General features: G+C 72.9%; 14 protein-coding genes. All 14 read right to left on the minus strand.

Features of this window, described 5'->3' with window-relative positions; all coding sequences use genetic code 11:
- Positions 1 to 6: 6 nt before the first annotated feature.
- The gene (locus ACFYYW_RS11195) at positions 7 to 507 is read right to left on the minus strand and encodes a cell division protein SepF (protein WP_125630470.1); all 501 of its coding nucleotides are present in this window, start codon (positions 505 to 507) and stop codon (positions 7 to 9) included.
- 138 nt (positions 508 to 645) lie between these two features.
- The gene (locus ACFYYW_RS11200) at positions 646 to 1,338 is read right to left on the minus strand and encodes a YggS family pyridoxal phosphate-dependent enzyme (RefSeq protein ID WP_352325075.1); all 693 of its coding nucleotides are present in this window, start codon (positions 1,336 to 1,338) and stop codon (positions 646 to 648) included.
- 151 nt (positions 1,339 to 1,489) lie between these two features.
- The gene (gene ftsZ, locus ACFYYW_RS11205) at positions 1,490 to 2,995 is read right to left on the minus strand and encodes a cell division protein FtsZ (RefSeq protein WP_387647393.1); all 1,506 of its coding nucleotides are present in this window, start codon (positions 2,993 to 2,995) and stop codon (positions 1,490 to 1,492) included.
- Between the two features lie 335 nt (positions 2,996 to 3,330).
- Positions 3,331 to 3,993, minus strand: a complete 663-nt coding sequence (locus ACFYYW_RS11210) for a cell division protein FtsQ/DivIB (RefSeq protein ID WP_387647395.1) — start codon at positions 3,991 to 3,993, stop codon at positions 3,331 to 3,333.
- A gap of 73 nt (positions 3,994 to 4,066) precedes the next feature.
- The gene (gene murC / locus ACFYYW_RS11215) at positions 4,067 to 5,464 is read right to left on the minus strand and encodes a UDP-N-acetylmuramate--L-alanine ligase (protein WP_387647397.1); all 1,398 of its coding nucleotides are present in this window, start codon (positions 5,462 to 5,464) and stop codon (positions 4,067 to 4,069) included.
- Positions 5,461 to 6,537 carry an undecaprenyldiphospho-muramoylpentapeptide beta-N-acetylglucosaminyltransferase gene (murG, locus tag ACFYYW_RS11220; protein WP_387647400.1) on the minus strand — a complete coding sequence of 359 codons (1,077 nt, stop codon included), beginning with the start codon at positions 6,535 to 6,537 and terminating at the stop codon, positions 5,461 to 5,463. Before murG ends, murC begins: the two co-directional genes overlap by 4 nt.
- A gap of 12 nt (positions 6,538 to 6,549) precedes the next feature.
- A complete protein-coding gene (gene ftsW, locus ACFYYW_RS11225; RefSeq protein WP_387647402.1) occupies positions 6,550 to 7,860 on the minus strand; it encodes a putative lipid II flippase FtsW in 1,311 nt (436 codons plus the stop codon).
- Positions 7,850 to 9,220, minus strand: coding sequence for a UDP-N-acetylmuramoyl-L-alanine--D-glutamate ligase (gene murD / locus ACFYYW_RS11230; protein WP_387647405.1), 1,371 nt, complete (start codon positions 9,218 to 9,220; stop codon positions 7,850 to 7,852). Before murD ends, ftsW begins: the two co-directional genes overlap by 11 nt.
- On the minus strand, positions 9,217 to 10,275 hold the full coding sequence (mraY, locus tag ACFYYW_RS11235; protein WP_352325068.1) for a phospho-N-acetylmuramoyl-pentapeptide-transferase: 1,059 nt from the start codon (positions 10,273 to 10,275) through the stop codon (positions 9,217 to 9,219). The genes murD and mraY overlap by 4 nt, the downstream gene beginning before the upstream one ends.
- The gene (murF, locus tag ACFYYW_RS11240) at positions 10,272 to 11,702 is read right to left on the minus strand and encodes a UDP-N-acetylmuramoyl-tripeptide--D-alanyl-D-alanine ligase (RefSeq protein WP_352325067.1); all 1,431 of its coding nucleotides are present in this window, start codon (positions 11,700 to 11,702) and stop codon (positions 10,272 to 10,274) included. Before murF ends, mraY begins: the two co-directional genes overlap by 4 nt.
- Complete coding sequence (locus ACFYYW_RS11245; RefSeq protein WP_352325066.1) at positions 11,699 to 13,231, minus strand: UDP-N-acetylmuramoyl-L-alanyl-D-glutamate--2,6-diaminopimelate ligase; 1,533 nt, start codon at positions 13,229 to 13,231, stop codon at positions 11,699 to 11,701. The genes murF and ACFYYW_RS11245 overlap by 4 nt, the downstream gene beginning before the upstream one ends.
- A gap of 40 nt (positions 13,232 to 13,271) precedes the next feature.
- Positions 13,272 to 15,986 carry a penicillin-binding transpeptidase domain-containing protein gene (locus ACFYYW_RS11250; protein ID WP_387647409.1) on the minus strand — a complete coding sequence of 905 codons (2,715 nt, stop codon included), beginning with the start codon at positions 15,984 to 15,986 and terminating at the stop codon, positions 13,272 to 13,274.
- Positions 15,983 to 16,489, minus strand: a complete 507-nt coding sequence (locus ACFYYW_RS11255) for a hypothetical protein (RefSeq protein ID WP_387647412.1) — start codon at positions 16,487 to 16,489, stop codon at positions 15,983 to 15,985. Before ACFYYW_RS11255 ends, ACFYYW_RS11250 begins: the two co-directional genes overlap by 4 nt.
- Positions 16,479 to 17,444 carry a 16S rRNA (cytosine(1402)-N(4))-methyltransferase RsmH gene (gene rsmH / locus ACFYYW_RS11260; protein ID WP_364411687.1) on the minus strand — a complete coding sequence of 322 codons (966 nt, stop codon included), beginning with the start codon at positions 17,442 to 17,444 and terminating at the stop codon, positions 16,479 to 16,481. Before rsmH ends, ACFYYW_RS11255 begins: the two co-directional genes overlap by 11 nt.
- Positions 17,445 to 17,570 lie beyond the last annotated feature (126 nt).

Raw genomic sequence — 17,570 nt, forward strand, 5'->3', positions numbered from 1 at the left:
GAGACTCTAACTCTGGTTGAAGAACCCGCGTTCCGCGATTCGGGCCTTGTCCTCGGCGGTCACCTCGACATTGGCAGGGGACAACAGGAACACCTTGTTGGTAACACGTTCAATGCTTCCATGTAGGCCGAAGACCAGACCTGCCGCGAAATCCACGAGCCGCTTCGCGTCGCTGTCAACCATTTCGGTCAGATTCATGATGACCGGGGTGCCGTCGCGGAAGTGCTCTCCGATGGTTCGGGCCTCGTTGTAGGTCCGGGGATGGAGGGTCGTGATGCGCGCCAGGTCGGTCGTACGGCGCTCCAGGATCGTCGTGGCGGGCCTGGGCGCGGGGACCCCGGAGTCGGCCTCCTCGTCGCGGTCCTGGACCGCCACGGGCCGTTCCTCGCCGGTCCGCTGGACATCGTCGTCGTAGGCGTACTCGTCGGTGTAGGTCTCGTACCTCTCGTAGCGGTCGTCCTCCACGAGACCGAGGTAGACCGCCATCTTGCGCATCGCGCCGGCCATCGCTACGTCGTCCTCCTGCTCATGGTCGCACTGGCTCGGACCCGTCGCCGGGGCCGAGGCGGCAGCCGTACCCCCTTGGAGCTCACCGCGGATCGACCTCTACTTGATCATGGGCCTGAAGACCCACTTGAGGGGACATTACCTGACGAAGGGCTTGCGACGGCCGAGCAACGCCGTACCGATCCGCACGTGTGTCGCACCGTACGCGACCGCCTCGTCGAGGTCCTGGCTCATGCCCGCGGAGACCATCGTGGCCCGCGGATGCTGCTCCTGGACGCGGGTCGCGACCTCGCGCAGCACGGCGAACGCGCGGCCGGGCTCCACCCCCAGCGGGGCGACCGCCATGACGCCGCCCAGCCACACCCCGTCGGCCAGCGCCACCTCGTCGGCCAGCGCGAGCACGTCGGCGGGCCGGGCGCCGCCCCTGGAGGGGTCGTCGTCGAGCGCCACCTGGATCAGGCAGCCGACCTTGCGCCCCTGCCGCACGGCCTCCTTGCTGATCGCCTCCAGCAGCCGGAGGCGGTCGAGCGAGTGGATCACGTCGGCGTACCCGACGACGGACCGCACCTTGTTGGTCTGCAGCTGGCCGACGAAGTGCCAGGTCAGCGGCAGGCCGGCCAGCTCGTGCGCCTTGGGCGCGGCCTCCTGGTCGCGGTTCTCGCCGACGTCGCGCACACCCAGCTCGCACAGGATGCGCACGTCTTCGGCCGGTCTGGTCTTGGTGACCGCGATCAGGGTGACCTCGCCGCGGTCGCGGCCCACCGCGTGGCAGGCCGCGCCGATGCGGGCCTCGATCTCGGTGAGACCGGCCGCGATCTCGTCCCTCCGCACGCCTGCCTCCCTCTCCCTGCCTCCATCGCCTCGCAGTTCGGCCTGCACGCCGTACGCCACGATGGCCCCCTTTCCGTGCCGCGGGTTGGATCCCGGCACACACGACGGCGCCGCTCCCGGATGCCTGCGGGGAGCGGCGGTGGGTGGTGAGCTACTTGAGGAAGTCGGGGACGTCGAGCTCCTCCTCCTGCTCCTCGAAGATCACCCGAGGACGTTTGGGAGGCTCCGACATGCGGGAGGTGATGGGCGTGGGCGGGTTGGCCGGTTCGGGCGTGGGCCTCGGGATGGAGACCGGGGCCTGCGGCTCGTCGTCGCCGAGTGCGGCGACGGGCTCGGCGGGCTGGACCGACTCCACCGGGCGCACCGGCTCCGGACGCGGCTCCGGGCGGGGCTCGGGACGCGGCTCCGGCCTGAACTCGCGCGGCTCGGGACGCGGCTCGGGGCGCGGCTCGGGCCTGAACTCCTGCCGGGGCTCCGGCCTGAACTCCTGGCGCGGCTCGGGCCTGAACTCCTGGCGCGGCTCCGGCCGCAGCTCGGCACGCGGCTCAGGACGAGGCTCCGGCCTCGGCTCAGGGCGCGGCGCGGGCGGCTCGGACTTCACGCTGGGCGAAGCCGGGACCCCGGGCCGCAGGGCCGAGGACGACACCGGCGCCGCGGGCTGCGCGGCCGGCCGGGCCGCGGGCCTGGGCAGCGGCTTCTCGACCGGCGGCGGCACGTCGTCGAAGCCCGCCGCGATCACGGTGACCCGCACCTCGTCGCCGAGCGCGTCGTCGATGACCGTGCCGAAGATGATGTTGGCGTCGGGCGCGGCGGCCATCGAGACGAGCTGGGCCGCTTCGTTGATCTCGAACAGGCCGAGGTCGGAGCCGCCCGCGATCGACAGCAGCACGCCGTGGGCGCCGTCGATGCTCGCCTCCAGCAGCGGGCTGGAGACCGCCATCTCGGCGGCGGCGACCGACCGGTCGTCGCCGCGCGCGTGGCCGATGCCCATGAGCGCCGAGCCCGCACCCGACATGACCGACTTGACGTCGGCGAAGTCGAGGTTGATCAGGCCGGGCGTGGTGATCAGGTCGGTGATGCCCTGGACACCGGACAGCAGCACCTGGTCGGCCGCCTTGAACGCGTCGAGCACGCTCACCTGGCGGTCGGAGATCGACAGCAGCCGGTCGTTGGGGATCACGATGAGGGTGTCGACCTCGTCGCGCAGTGTCTCGATGCCGGCCTCGGCCTGCGAGGCGCGACGCCGTCCCTCGAAGCTGAAGGGCCGGGTCACCACGCCGATCGTCAGCGCGCCGAGCGAGCGGGCGATGTTGGCCACGACCGGCGCGCCGCCGGTGCCCGTGCCGCCGCCCTCGCCGGCCGTGACGAAGACCATGTCGGCCCCCTTGAGGACCTCCTCGATCTCCTCACGGTGGTCTTCGGCCGCCTTGCGCCCCACGTCGGGGTTGGCTCCGGCGCCCAGTCCGCGCGTGAGCTCGCGGCCCACGTCGAGTTTCACATCGGCGTCACTCATCAGCAGCGCCTGGGCGTCGGTGTTTATGGCGATGAACTCGACGCCCTTGAGTCCCTCTTCGATCATCCGGTTGACGGCGTTCACTCCGCCGCCGCCGATGCCGACGACCTTGATGACCGCGAGGTAGTTCTGCGGTGCTGCCACGACGAGGGGCCTTTCCGCTCGTTGACTTGCCATTTCGGTGCGGATCGTCTCCGCTTTTTCTCAGTTTTCGTAACTCTCAACCTCAGGTTGAGATTTAGATTTATGTCAACCTGAGGATTGATACGGACAGTAGGAGGCCCCTACCAGGCGGGTCAACTAACCGCGCCGCAAGCACGTCCGGCGTGTCGCGGGCTGTCCGATTCGCTCCGGAGTCGCGCCTGGTCGGGGCCTTCCTGTGCCGAAGCTCCGATCTACAGGCTCTCACGCCGCGACCCCCACCTCGCACAGGCACGCGATGCCCTTGCCACGGAGTTGCCAGACCCTGACACTCGTGATCACTTCAAGGTGACGACGTCGGGAGAGCTGACGTCGTACAGGGTGGCCTTGCGGCTCAGGAGCGAGACCAGGATGCGGCCTTTCTCCTGCGGCCTGTCGGCCCCGCCCCACAGGACGGTACGGCCGTCGGACAGCTCCAGCGTCACGCCCTCGGCCGAGGCGGCGCGCACCTGACGGACCTTGCCCGCCACCACGGGCGGCAACGCCTGGACGACCTGGAGCGCCGCCATGGTCGCCGGGTCACCGGCGGCCGGCCGGTCGACCTTGAGCAACGGCAGCATGAACGGCGACGTGTCCTTGACCTCGATCACCACGCCCTGCTTGTCGACCACCGCGAACCGGCCGCCCGCGGGGATCACCGCGACCGGCTCGCGCTCGACCACCTCGATCTTGAGCGTGCCCGGCCACACCCGGTCGACCTTCGCCGTCGCGAGCTGCCGGATGCCGAGCACACGCGCCTGGACGTCGGCCAGGTCGACCGTGGCCAGCGGGTGCAGGTCGGGCACGGCGGCCTGCTGCTTGATGCGCTCGCTGGTGACTGTGAGATTTCCCACGATCTCGATCGACCGCACGCCCAGCACCGGCGAGAAGAACACCAGCCAGGCGGCCGAGCCGACCACGCCCGCCGTCAACAGCACCAGGAACGCGTTACGCGCCTTCATCGCCCTCCTCGCACGCCGGCTTCGAACGTACGCCGCCGGACCGCCCGGCGCCCGCCCGCCACGCCCGCACGGCTCAGGACAGGCGCGCCACGAGCTGCGGCCCGAGCTCGGTCACGTCGCCCGCCCCCATCGTGAGCACGATGTCACCCGGACGCGCCCGCCCGGCCACCAGGTCGGGCACCGCCGCCCGGTCGGGGGCGTAGGCCACCCGCTCGGCGGGCAGCGGCACGCGCCCGGCCACCATCGCGCCGGACACGCCGGGCTCGGGGTCCTCCCGCGCGCCGTAGACGTCGAGCACGATGACCTCGTCGGCCAGCCCGAGCGCGGCGCCGAACTCGTCGGCGAAGAACCGGGTGCGCGAGTACAGGTGGGGCTGGAAGATCGCGATGACCCGGCCGGTGCCCGAGTAGGAGGCCACGACGTCGCGCGCGGCCCGCAGGTCGGCGGCCAGCTCGGTCGGGTGGTGGGCGTAGCTGTCGAACACCGCGACGCCGCCCGCCTCGCCCTTGGCCTCGAAGCGCCGCTTGGCCCCCGTGAAGGCCGCCAGGCCGTCTCTGATGTCCTCGAACGCCAGCCCCAGCTCGTCGGCCACGGCGATGGCGGCGGTGGCGTTGAGGGCGTTGTGCGCCCCGGGGACGGCCAGCCGCACGTCTCCCCTGCCCTCGATGGAGAAGACCGTGCCGAAGCCGTCGGGACGCACGCCGGTCACCCGGTAGTCCTCGCCCCGCTCGCCGTAGGTCCTGACCCGCAGCCCGCGCTCGCGCGCCCGCCCGGCCAGCTCGGCGGCGCCCGGGTCGTCGGCGCAGACGATGAGCAGCGAGCCCACCCGGTCGGCGAAGCGGGCGAAGCTGTCGTGCACCGCGCGCGGATCGCCGTAGTTGTCGAGGTGGTCGGCCTCGACGTTGGTCACCACGGCGATGTCGGGGGCCAGCATGAGGAAGGAGCCGTCGCTCTCGTCGGCCTCGGCCACGAACACCCGGCCCGCGCCCTCGTCGGCGCCCAGCCCGGTGGTGACGAGCTGGCCGCCCACGCAGTAGGACGGCTCGGCGCCGCACTTCTGCAGCGCCACGGTCAGCATGGAGGTGGTGGTGGTCTTGCCGTGGGTGCCGGCGATGGCCACGCCGGTGCGGCCGCCCATCACCGAGGCCAGCGCGGCGGCCCGCGGGATGATCCGCAGGCCCTGCTTGAGCGCCTCGCCCAGCTCGGGGTTGGAGTCGCGGATGGCGGTGGAGACGACCACGGTGTCGACGTCCCGGATGTGCGAGGCGGCGTGCCCGATGTGCACGGTCGCGCCCAGCTCGCGCAGCTCGGTCACCAGCTCGGAGCTGCGCGCGTCGCTTCCGGTGACGCGGACGCCGCGCTTGAGCAGGATGCGGGCGATGCCCGACATGCCCGCGCCGCCGATGCCGATGAAGTGCACGCGGCCGAGGTCTTCGACGGCTACGGGATCGACCAGCTTGACGAGACTCATCGGGCTATCTCCAACACTTTCCTGGCAAGCATGATATCGGCGTCCTTGCGCCCCAGCCGGGAGGCGGCCTCCGACATGACGGCGACCCGTTCGGGGTCGTGGAGCATGGGCAGCACGTTCTGGATGATCCAATCGGGTGACAGGTCGGCGTCGCCGACCATCAGGCCGCCGCCGCCGCGCACGACGCGCTCGGCGTTGACGGTCTGCTCGCCGTTGCCGTGCGGCAGTGGCACGTACGCGGCCGGCAGCCCCACGGCTGTCAGCTCGGCGCAGGTCAGGGCCCCGCTGCGGCACAGCGCGACGTCGGCGGCGGCGTAGGCGAGGTCCATGCGGTCGACGTAGGGCAGCAGCACGTACTGGGGGTCGCCGGGCGGCGGCTCGTGCTCGACGGTGTTGTTCAGGCCGAGCACGTGGAGCACCTGGATGCCGGCCCCGCGCAGCACCGGCGCGGCGGCCAGCGCGGCCTCGTTGATCGACCTGGCGCCCTGCGAGCCGCCGAACACCAGCAGCGTGGGCCGGTCGTTCTCCAGCCCGAACCAGGAGCGCGCCTTGTCGCCGGTGGACAGCCGGTCGAGGGTGACGATCTCGCGGCGCAGCGGGGTGCCGATGAACTCGGCCTTGGGCAGCGCGGCGTCGGGGAAGCCGGTGAAGACGTGGTCGGTCAGCCGGGCGCCCAGCCGGTTGGCCAGACCGGGACGGGGATTGGCCTCGTGGACGACGATCGGCAGGCCCTTGCGCTTGGCCGCCAGGTAGGCGGGCGTGGCGACGTAGCCGCCGAACCCGACCAGGATGTCGGCGCCGACCCGGTCGAGCACGCCCGACACGGCGTTGATCGCCCCGGCCAGCCGGCCCGGCACGGTCAGCAGGCTCGGGGTGATCGCCCTGGGCAGCGGCACGGCCGGCACCAGTTCGAGATCGTAGCCCCTGGCGGGCACGAGCCGCGTCTCCAGGCCGCGCTCGGTGCCCACGCAGGTGATGCCGACGCTCCGGTCAAGATGGCGCAGCGCGTCCGCAAGGGCGAGCGCGGGCTCGATGTGCCCGGCCGTCCCCCCACCGGCGAGGACCACCCTCATCTCGGTCACTCCCTAACGTCTCACTCGGCCTCTGGACGTACCTCCCAGGCCCAGCCAGCTTAGGCCCCGTGCGGCGGGTCCGGGGCCACGCGCGGCCAAGGCTTCGCGCGCGCCGGGCTCGCGTTTGGCGAACGACAGCAGGATGCCCAGCGCGGCGAGCGTGGGGAGCAGGGACGATCCGCCGTAGGAGACCAGCGGCAGCGGGATGCCGGTGATGGGCAGCACGCCGAGCACGGCGCCCATGTTGACGGTCGCCTGCCCGACGATCCAGGCCACCATGGCGGCCGCGGCCAGGCGGACGAAGCCGTCGTTGACCCGGACGGCGACCCGCAGCCCCGCGTAGCCGAGCAGGCCGAACAGCGCCACCACGATCAGCGTGCCCATCAGGCCCAGCTCCTCGCCGAGGATGGCGAAGATGAAGTCGCTCTCGCCGTGGGGCAGCCAGCTCCACTTCTGGCGGCTGCTGCCCAGGCCGAGCCCGAACCAGCCGCCCGAGCCCATCGCGATCTGCCCCTGCACGGCCTGGTAGCCGGCGCCCTGGGCGTCGGCCCACGGGTCGAGGAAGGCCCCGATGCGCGCCATCCGGTACGGCTCCACCTTGATCATGATGACCGCGGCCAGCACCGCCAGCGCGAGGATGCCGCCGAACAGCTTGACCGGCGCCCCCACCACCCACAGCAGCGCCAGGAAGATCATGAAGAGCACGAGGGTGGTGCCCAGGTCGCGGCCGAGCAGGACCATGACGACCAGGATCGCGGTGCCGGGCATGAGCGGGATCAGCATCTGCCGCCACTCGATCCGGCCCTGTCTGGCCCGCCTGGCCAGCAGGTCGGCCCCCCACAGCACGAGCGCCAGCTTGGCCGGCTCCGATGGCTGGAGGGTGAACGGGCCGAGGTAGATCCACCGCTGCGCGCCCAGCTCTGACTCGCCGATGAACAGCACCATGACCAGCGCCAGCACCGCCAGCGCCATGAGCGGGTAGCCCGCCCAGCGGAAGAACTTCGGCGGCAGGCGCGAGCAGGCGTACATCACGGGCACGCCGACGCCGGCCGACAACGACTGCTTGATGAACCACGAGAACGGGTTGCCGGTCTTCTGCTGGGCCTCGATCGCGGAGGCCGACAACACCATCATGAGCCCGAGCGCGAGCAGCAGCGCGCTGCACATGATGATCAGGTAGTAGGTCGTCAGCGGCTTGTCGAGCAGCTCCTTCAGCACGGCGCGCTGCTCGCGGACCCAGCTCGCCGGGCCCTCCTCGGCCTTGGACCGGGCGGGCTCGCCGGCGGCCGGACGGGCGCCGGCGGTGCCGGTGCTACTGCTCACGCCGCCGCCTCAGCTCGTGGACGGCACGGGCGAAGGCCTCCCCTCGTGCCGGGTAGCCGGGGAACATGTCGAGCGAGGCGCCCGCTGGGGAGAGCAGCACGGTGTCCCCGGGGGAGGCCAGGCGCGCGGCTTCGGTGACGACGGTGTCCATCACACCAGTGTCTTGGCCCGGGATGTCCACGACGGGGACATTCGGCGCGTGTCGCGCGAGTGCTTCGGCGATCGCCGCGCGGTCGGCGCCCAGCAGCACCGCGCCGCGCAGCCGGGACGCCGCCCGCCGGACCAGGTCGTCGACGTCGGCGCCCTTGAGCTGACCGCCCGCCACCCACACGATCGAGGGGTAGGCGCTCAGCGCGGCCGCGGCGGCGTGCGGGTTGGTGGCCTTGGAGTCGTCGACGTAGTCGACGTCGCCGACCCGGTCGACGTGGGCCAGGCGGTGAGGGTCGGGCTTGAAGGCGCGCAGGCCCAGCCGCACGGCCTCGGACGGCACGCCGAGCGAGCGGGCCAGGGCGGCGGCGGCCAGGGCGTTGGCCACGTTGTGGGGGGCCAGGGGCCGGATGTCGGAGAACGTGGCCAGCTCTTCGGCCGCCTCGACCGGGTCCTCCACGAACGCCCGGTCGACCAGCAGGTCCTCGACCACGCCGAGCTGGCCGCTGCGCGGCGCCCGCAGGGTGAAGCCGACGGCGCCCTCGTACGGCTCGGCCAGGCGGGCGCACTCGGGGTCGTCGGCGTTGTAGATCACGGTGCCGGCGCGTTCGTAGATGCGGCCCTTGGCGGCGGCGTACTCGGCCATGGAGCCGTGCCAGTCGAGGTGGTCGGGGGCGATGTTCAGGATCGCCGCGGCGTGCGGGGCCAGGCTGCTGGACCAGTGGAGCTGGAAACTCGACAGCTCGACGGCCAGGGCGTCGTACGGCTCGGCGACGGCTTGGACGACCGGGACGCCCACGTTCCCCACGGCCAGGGCGTCGAGCCCGGCGGCCTGGAGGATCGAGGTGAGCATGCGCACGGCCGTGGTCTTGCCGTTGGTGCCGGTCAGCGCGAGCCAGGGGGCGGCGTGCGAGGGGCGCAGCCGCCAGGCCAGCTCCACCTCGCCGACGACCTCGACGCCGGCCGCCAGCGCGGCGGCCACCAGCGGGTGGTGCGGGGCCCAGCCGGTGGTGACGAGCCTGGTCGTGCCCTCGGGCAGCACCATCTCGCCGAACCTGGTCTCGACCCCGGCGCGGGCCAGCTCGGCCGCGGCGGCCAGCTGCCGCTCACCCTCCACGGCCTCCACGACCACGACCCGCTCGCCGCGCGCGGCCAGCGCCCCGGCCACCGCGGTGCCGGAGACGCCGAGCCCGGCCACGCACGTCAAGGTCATGGCTTGGGCATCCACTCGACGTAGAACAGCCCGAGCCCGAGCGCCGCGCAGAGCCCGGCGATCAGCCAGAACCGCACCACGATCGTGGTCTCGGCCCAGCCCTTCAGCTCGAAGTGGTGCTGCAGCGGCGCCATCCTGAACACCCGTTTCCCGGTCATCTTGAAGAACCCGACCTGGATGATGACGGACGCCGTGATGATCACGCACAGCCCGGCCAGGATGATCAGCAGGAGCTGCGTACGGGTGGCGATGGCCAGGCCGGCCAGCACGCCGCCCAGGGCCAGCGAGCCGGTGTCGCCCATGAAGATCTTCGCCGGCGGGGCGTTCCACCACAGGAACCCGACCAGCGCCCCCAGCACCGCCGCGGCCACCACCGACAGGTCGAGCGGGTCGCGCACCCAGTAGCAGTTGGGGCCGAGCTGGTCGATGCAGTTGTTGCGGAGCTGCCAGTTGCCGATCAGCACGTACGCGCCGAGCACGACGCCGGTCGCGCCGCTGGCCAGGCCGTCGAGGCCGTCGGTGAGGTTCACGGCGTTGGAGAACCCGACGATCATGAACAGCACCCAGATGGTGAAGCCGACGATGCCGATCGAGGGGCCGATGTCGCGCAGGAACGACAGCCGGGTCTCGGCGGGGGTGATGCCGTAGACGTTGGGCTGGCGGGTGATCAGCACGGCGAACACGGCGCCGACGACGAGCTGGCCCAGGGCCTTGGCGCCGCTGCGCAGGCCCAGGCTGCGCTGCTTGTAGATCTTGATGAAGTCGTCGAGGAAGCCGACCGCGCCGAGGCCGGTCATCAGGAACAGCACGAGCATGCCCGACACCGTCGGCGGCGACAGCGTGGCCAGGTGGGAGCCGCCGTAGGCCAGCAGCGCGGCCAGCACGAAGACGATGCCGCCCATGGTCGGGGTGCCGCGTTTGCCCAGGTGGGCCTGCACTCCCTCCTCGCGGATCTCCTGGCCGTAGCCGCGCCGCGAGAACAGCCTGATCGCCAAGGGGGTCCCCAGCATCGACAGGACCAGGCCCACCGCGCCGGCGATGACGATGTTGATCACTGAGCGGCACCTCCGAGAAGGAGCTCCGCCGTGCGTTCCAGGCCCATCGCGCGGGGGCCCTTGACGAGCACCGCGTCGCCGGGGCGCAGCAGGCCGGCCAGTGCGGCCGCCGCTGCCTCGGCATCAGGGACGTGTACGATCCGGGTCATCTGGGGAGCATATGGCCCTTCGCCACCTGGCGGTCCCGCGGCGGCCGAGGCCGCCTCGTTCGCGCCCTCCAGCACCGGGCCCGCGTCGGGACCGACGACGACCAGGCCCGTCAGGCCGGAACCGCCCGCCAGCCGCCCCAGTTCGGCGTTGAGCGCCGCGCTCTCCTCGCCCAGCTCGCGCAGCGCCGCGATGACCGCGAACCGCCGCCGCTGCTGCCCCATCACGCCGAACATGTCGAACGCGGCCCGCATCGAGTCGGGGTTGGCGTTGTAGGCGTCGTTGACCACCGTGACGCCGTCGGGCCGGTCGGTGACCTCCATGCGCCAGCGGCTGCGCGGCGTGGCCTCCGACAGCTCCTCGGCGATCGTGGCGACCGGCAGGCCCAGCTCGTAGGCCGCGGCGGCGGCGGCCAGGGCGTTCTCCACCGCGTGGGCGCCGTAGAGCTGGAGCGTGACCGGCGCGGCCCCGGACGGGGTGCGCAACGTGAACGAGGCGCGCCCGCGCCCGTCGACCGTCTCCTGCTCGGCCCTGATGGCCGCGCCCTCGCCGCGCCCGAAGTACGTGACGCGCGCGTCGGTGCGCGCGGCCATCTGCGACACCAGCGGGTCGTCGGCGTTGAGCACCGCCACCCCGGTGCGCGGCAGCGCCTCCACCAGCTCGCCCTTGGCCTTGGCGATGGCCTCCTTGCCGCCGAACACGCCGAGGTGGGCGGTGCCGACGTTGAGCACCACGCCGATCGTCGGCGGCGCGATGCGGGTGAGGTCCGCGATGTGGCCGATGTTGCGGGCGGCCAGTTCGAGCACCATGAACCGGGTGTCGACGTCGGCGCGCAGCACGGTCAGCGGGTGGCCGAGCTCGTTGTTGAAGCTGCCGACGGGCGCGATGGTCGGGCCCATCCGGCCGGCCAGCCTGGCCAGCAGGTCTTTGGTGCTGGTCTTGCCCGCCGAGCCGGTCACGCCGATCACGGTGGCCTGCGGCAGCGCGGCGGCCTGGGCGGCGGCCAGCGCGGCCAGCGCGACCGCGGCGTCGGGGACGATCACCGCCGGCGCGTCGACCGGCCTGGAGGCCAGGACGGCGACCGCTCCGGCCCGGATCGCCTGCGCGGCGTAGTCGTGGCCGTCGACCCGCTCGCCGGCGAGGGCGACGAACAGCGATCCCGGCTCCACCGCGCGTGAGTCGATCACTACGGGCCCGCGCACCACGGCGCGGGGGTCTGCCATGCCCGACAGGGCGCCCGAGGTTATCTCGGCGATCCTGGCCAGCGGCAACGGGATCATCGGTGCTTCCTGCTTTCCTTGCGTGCGTCGATCGCTTCGGCGACCACTTCGCGGTCGTCGAACGGGATCACTTCGCCTGAGACGTACTGGCCCTGCTCGTGACCCTTGCCCGCGACGACGATCACGTCACCGCGGCCGGCCCGGCCGACGGCCAGGTCGATCGCGGCCGCGCGGTCGGGCTCAATGATCACATGGGCGCGGTCGCGGGGCGGAACGCCGAGCGCTCCCTCCATCATCGCGGCCAGGATGGCGAGCGGATCCTCCGAGCGCGGGTTGTCGTTGGTGAAAATCGCCACATCGGCCAGCCGGGCGGCGATCTCGCCCATGAGCGGGCGTTTGCCGGTGTCGCGGTCGCCGCCGCAGCCCAGCACGATCGTCAGCGTGCCCGCGGTCACCTCCCGCAGCGAGCGCAGCACCGACTCCACGGCGCCCGGCTTGTGGGAGTAGTCCACGAGCGCCTGGAACTCCTCCTCGGCGGAGGTGATGCGCTGCATGCGCCCGGGCACCCCGGTGAGGCTGCCCACGCCGTGCACGGCGGTCTGGAGCGGCACCCCCGACTCCACCAGGCAGACGATCGCGCCGAGCGCGTTGGCGACGTTGAAGGGGCCGGGCAGCGAGATCTGCGCGTCGGCCTCGACCCCGCCAGGACCGGCCACCCGGAACGCGCTGCCGTCGGCGCCGAGCCGGACCTCCAGGGCCCGCCACTCCGCCTCCGGGTCGCCGAGCGCCGAGAACGTCGTCATCGGCACCTTGGCCCGGTGCAGCAGCTCCCGGCCGTGCGGGTCGTCGATGTTGGTCACGCCGACGCGGCTCAGCTCGGGCTGGAACAGCCTGGCCTTGGTGGCGAAGTAGTCCTCGAAGTCCTTGTGGAAGTCGAGGTGGTCCTGGGAGAGGTTGGTGAACAGCGCGACGTCGTAGAAGATGCCGTCGACCCGGCCGAGCGCCAGCGCGTGGCTGGAGACCTCCATGGTGGCCGCGGTGACCCCCTGCTCGCGCATCAGCGCGAACAGGGCGTGCAGCTGCGGGGCCTCCGGCGTGGTCAGCGTGGGCTCGAAGCGGAGGTCTCCGGCGGCGATCTCGACGCCGCCGACCAGGCCCGTCGTGTGGCCGGCCGCCCGCAGGCCGGCCTCCACCATGAAGGTGGTGGTGGACTTGCCGCTGGTGCCGGTCACCCCGATGACCTGGACGTCGTGGGCCGGCTGGCCGTAGACCCAGGAGGAGACCTGCCCGAGCAGCGCGCGCGGGTCGGGCACGATCAGCACCGGCAGGCCGGTGGCCACGGCGGCCTCCCGCCCGGCCGGGTCGGTGAGGACGGCCACGGCTCCGCGCGCCATCGCCTCGGCGGCGAAGGTCGCGCCGTGCACGCGGTTGCCCGGCAGCGCCACGTAGAGATCGCCGCGCTGCACGGCGCGGGAATCGATGGTGACGCCGGTCAGGGCGGCATGGGGCGACCTCGACGTGCCGGAATCGGCGTCGAGCATGGTCGCGAGCCCGGTCAGCGGACGGGGCGGGCTGGTCTTGGGACGCATAGACGACGGGGGACGCACGGCGAGAGCGTACCTTCCCTGCTCACTGTCCCGCGCGCGTACGCACCGGCGACGCGTCCGAGCCTGTGGGAGGAATCTTCCTGCTCTTGATGGCGAACGTCATCACATCCTTGAACACGGGGGCCGCGAGCTGGCCGCCGAAATGGCCGTTCTTGGGGTTCTGGAGCACCGAGAGCACCACCAGCCGGGGCGCGTCGGCGGGCGCGAACCCGACGAAGGAGGCCGTGTAGCCGTCGTAGCGGCCCAGCTCGGCGTCGTAGCGGTCGGCCGTGCCGGTCTTGCCCGCCACCCGGTAGCCGGGGATGGCGGCCAGCGCGCCGGTGCCCTCGGCGCTCACCGCGGTCTCCAGCATCGTCGTGATCTCCTTGGCCGTCGTCTCGCTCACCACTCTGGTCTGCCTGCCCGCGGGAGCCGGGACGAACCTGCCGGACGCGTCGGTGGTGCCCGCCACGATCTGCGGATCGACGCGGACGCCGCCGTTGGCGATGGTCTGGTAGACGCTGGCCGTCTGCAGGGCGGTCACCGACACGCCCTGGCCGTAGGCGACCGTGCAGCTCTGGCTGCCCGACCAGTTCTTGTAGTTGGGCAGCAGGCCCGCCTCGGCGTTGGGCACGCCGCCCGCCGGGGTGGTGCCGAACCCGAACGCCCTGAGCATCGCGTACAGGCGCTCGCTGCCGACCTTGCGGGCGGCCATGATCGTGGCGACGTTGCTGGACTGGGCCATGGCCTGCCGGAAGGTCATGGCCTCGGGCTTGTGGGCGTGGGCGTCGCGCAGCACCCGGTCGGCGCACCTGATGTTGTCGGGCACCTGGAACACCGTGTCGGGGGTGACCTCCTTGGCCTCCAGCGCGGCGGCGGCGGTGATCACCTTGTTGGTGCTGCCGGGCTCGAACACGTCCGCGGCGGCCTTATTGACGTAGGAGGAGGCGGGGGCCCGGCGCCAGTTGCCCAGGTCGAGCTCGGGCGCGTTGGCCATGGCGATGATCTGGGCGGTCCTCACGTCCATGACGATGACCGCGCCGCTGCTCGCGCCCGACTCGCGCACCTGCTCGGCGACCGCCTTCTGGGCGGCCCACTGGATGTCGCGGTCGATGGTGAGCCGTACGTCCTGGCCGTTGACGGGCGCGGTGCGCTCGCTGCTGGTCATGGGGATGCGCAGGCCGTCGCGGCCGGTCTCGACCCGCTGCTTGCCGTCGCGGCCGGCCAGGATCGTGTTCTTGGCCTGCTCCATGCCGCCCAGGCCGTTGCCCTCGTCGCCGACGAAGCCGATGAGGCTGCCGGCCAGGTCGCCGGCCGGGTAGTCGCGGCGGTAGGTCTTCTTCGCGCTGAGCGCGGGCACGCGGGCCTGCAGCAGGCGGGTGGCCACGACCGGGTCGACGTCCCGGGCCAGGAGCTGGTAGCGGCTGCCGGTCCTGGACAGCTTGGCGGTCATCTCCTCCACGGTCTTGCCGAGCTGCCTGGCCAGGATCGCGGCCACGTTCGCGCGGGCGGCAGCGGGGACCTTGGAGGGGTCGATGGACACCTCGCGGGCCTCCGACGTACGGGCCAGGGCGTTGCCGTTGACGTCGGTGATCGTGCCGCGCTTGGCGGGGATCTCCTCGACGTGCTGGCGCTGGCCGACGGCGGCGGCCTCGTAGACCTTGGAGTCGAGGCCCTGCATCTGGATCAGTCGGCCGGCGAAGATCGACAGGATGAAGGTCATGCCGATCAGGCCGATGTTGATGCGCCGGCGCGGGCTGCCCAGGCGCAGCACCAGCGGGGGCCTGGGCGGGCGCGGCGGGGTGGGCGGGCGGCGCGGGCCCCTGGGGGGCGGCACGTCCGCGCCCCGGCGCAGCATGCCGCGCTCACGCCCGCGCGCCTGGTCCAGCCCTGAGGCGCGCACCTGGCCGGACGCCGGGCCGCGCGCCTGACCGGCCCTGGGACCGCGGGTCTGGTCGGGCCTGCCGCCGCGCCCCTGGTCGGGCCGGGATCCCCGGCTCTGGGCCGGCCCCGAGCCGGGCCGCGCCGATTCGGACCGCGAGCCGCGCGCCTGGTCGGACCGCGAGCCGCGCCCCTGGTCGGATCGCGAGCCGCGCGCCGGGTCGGGCCGGGAGCCACGGGCCTGGTCGGGGCCGGGACCGTCGCCGCGGCGGCGCGGCCCCTCCTGCGGCGCCCTGTCCCGGGCGCCGTCGTCGCGCCCCTGGGCGGCGCGCCCGCGCGCCCGGTCGCCCTCGTCCCGGGCGGCACGGCCACGCGAACGGTCCTCGCCGTCGCGGCTCTGCGGGGACCGCCCGCGCGGGCGGTCGTCGTCGCGCCCCTGGGCGGCGCGGTTGCGGGAGTCGTCGCGGGAGTCGTCGCGCGGGCGGCGGCGTGGGCCGTCGCCCGGGTCGCGGCGCGAGCGGGCGCCCTCGTCGTCGTCGCGGGGCCGGGCGCGGTCGCCGTCGTCGCGGCGCGGCCGGCCGCGGGAGCCGCCCGCGGAGTCGCGGCGGGCGCTGCCGCGCGCGTCGTCGCCGGGGTCGTGGGGCCGACGGCCCCTCAGGTCGTCGTCGAACGGCAGGTCGAACGGGTCGGGGGGACGCTTGCGCGGCGAATCGTCCGGTGCCGCCGGGCGGCCGGCCCCGTCGGAACGGGCAGAGCCCCCTCGCCCTGACCGCCCCGGACCCCCCGGCGTACGACGAGCGGCGCCGGGCCCTCCGGGAGAGCCGGCGCCGCCAGCGCCGCGGCCGGGACCCTGTCCCCTGCCGCCTGAATCCCTCACCGCTCCGGGACCGCCTGGGTACTCGGCTCGCCCTTGTCCCAGGGCCGCAGGTTCTTGTCCAGGTGGTAGCCCTGCGCCTCGGCGCGGTCGGCGATGTTCTGGGGCTGCATCTTGCGCTCGTACTCCAGCCGGAGCGCTTCCTTCTCCTGCTGGGCCACCGCGATCTCCTCGCGCAGCTTGGCGTCGGTGATGGCGTCGCGGTTGAGCATGATGTTGAGCAGCAGCAGGCTCACCAGCCCACCGCACATCAACCCGACGACGAGCAGCACGAACGGCGCCCGCTGCCGCTTGGTCGAGGTTCGCCGCGCGGCGGGACGGCGCGCGGCGGGACGGCGCGCGGGCGCGGCGCTCTCGCCGGGACGCGCGGCCGCCGGCCGCCGGCCGCCGGTGTCAGGACGGGGCCGCGGCTTGGTCTGGTGCGAGACGCCCGGCCTGCGCGTGCCCGGCTTGGGCATGGCGCGGCGGACGGGCGCGACCCGGCCGGTCTCCTGCTCAATCGTCAACGCGGATCCTCTCTGCCGCCCGTAGCCGGGCCGAGGCCGCCCGCGGATTACGGGCGAGCTCTTCATCGCTGGGGAGCTCGGCTCCCCTCGTCAGCAGGCGGAACCTCGGCTGGTGTGCCGGTAGCGGGACGGGCAGCCCTGGCGGGCTGGTGTCCTTGGTTCGCGCCGTGAGGGCCTGCTTGGTGAGCCGGTCCTCAAGGGAGTGGTAGGCGAGCACGACGACCCGCCCACCCAGCGCCAGCGCGTCGAGCGCCGCGGGCAGCGCCGCCTCCAGGGCGGACAGCTCCGCGTTGACCTCGATGCGCAGCGCCTGGAAAGTCCTCTTGGCGGGGTTGCCGCCGGTGCGCCTGGTCGCCGCGGGGATCGCGTCGCGCACGATGTCGGCGAGTCTCTTGGTGGAGGTGATGGGCTCCTTGGCGCGTTCCTTGACGATAAGCCCCGCGACCCTCGGCGCGAAACGTTCCTCGCCGTAGTCGCGCAGGATTCGTGCCAGGTCGGCGGCCGGATAGGTGTTGACCACCCGCTCGGCCGTCAGCTCCTGCTCGGTGTCCATGCGCATGTCGAGCGGGGCGTCGTAGGAGTAGGCGAAGCCGCGTTCGGCCTCGTCGAGCTGCGGCGAGGAGACGCCGAGGTCGAACAGCACGCCGTTGACCGTGGGATGTCCGGCCTCGGCGATGACCTGGGCCAGGTCGCCCGAGGAGGCGTGGACCAGGGTGGTGCGGCCGGCGTAGGGGGCGAGCCTGCGGGTGGAGAAGTCGATCGCGAAGGGGTCGCGATCGATCCCGATGAGACGAAGGGAGGGGAAGGCGGCGAGCAGGGCCTCGGAGTGGCCGCCGAGCCCGAGATTGGCGTCGACGACGACCGGCTCCGGCCCCGACAGCGCCGGGCCCAGCAGCTCCAGTACGCGCTCGAGCATCACCGGAACGTGACCGCCCGTGCCTGCGTTGTCGTCCATCTCCAACCCCCCCTCTCGCGTCCTGCTCGCGGATGAACGCGTATCGGTCAATCGTCAGTCATTCCTGGGTCCCCACCCGGCGCCGCCCGGCCAGGTCCCCATCCGCACCCTCTTCGTGGACGCCCG

This window comes from Nonomuraea sp. NPDC001831 (assembly GCF_042892035.1).
GTDB lineage: Bacteria > Actinomycetota > Actinomycetes > Streptosporangiales > Streptosporangiaceae > Nonomuraea.

What these genes read in the sequence shown, in the direction of transcription:
- murD (WP_387647405.1), bottom strand. Translation starts at nt 9,220, where the DNA reads ATGACCTTGACGTGCGTGGCCGGGCTCGGCGTCTCCGGCACCGCGGTG.
- murF (WP_352325067.1), bottom strand. Translation starts at nt 11,702, where the DNA reads ATGATCCCGTTGCCGCTGGCCAGGATCGCCGAGATAACCTCGGGCGCC.
- ACFYYW_RS11245 (WP_352325066.1), bottom strand. Translation starts at nt 13,231, where the DNA reads ATGCGTCCCAAGACCAGCCCGCCCCGTCCGCTGACCGGGCTCGCGACC.
- murC (WP_387647397.1), bottom strand. Translation starts at nt 5,464, where the DNA reads ATGAGTCTCGTCAAGCTGGTCGATCCCGTAGCCGTCGAAGACCTCGGC.
- ACFYYW_RS11195 (WP_125630470.1), bottom strand. Translation starts at nt 507, where the DNA reads ATGGCCGGCGCGATGCGCAAGATGGCGGTCTACCTCGGTCTCGTGGAG.
- ACFYYW_RS11210 (WP_387647395.1), bottom strand. Translation starts at nt 3,993, where the DNA reads ATGAAGGCGCGTAACGCGTTCCTGGTGCTGTTGACGGCGGGCGTGGTC.
- murG (WP_387647400.1), bottom strand. Translation starts at nt 6,537, where the DNA reads ATGAGGGTGGTCCTCGCCGGTGGGGGGACGGCCGGGCACATCGAGCCC.
- rsmH (WP_364411687.1), bottom strand. Translation starts at nt 17,444, where the DNA reads ATGGACGACAACGCAGGCACGGGCGGTCACGTTCCGGTGATGCTCGAG.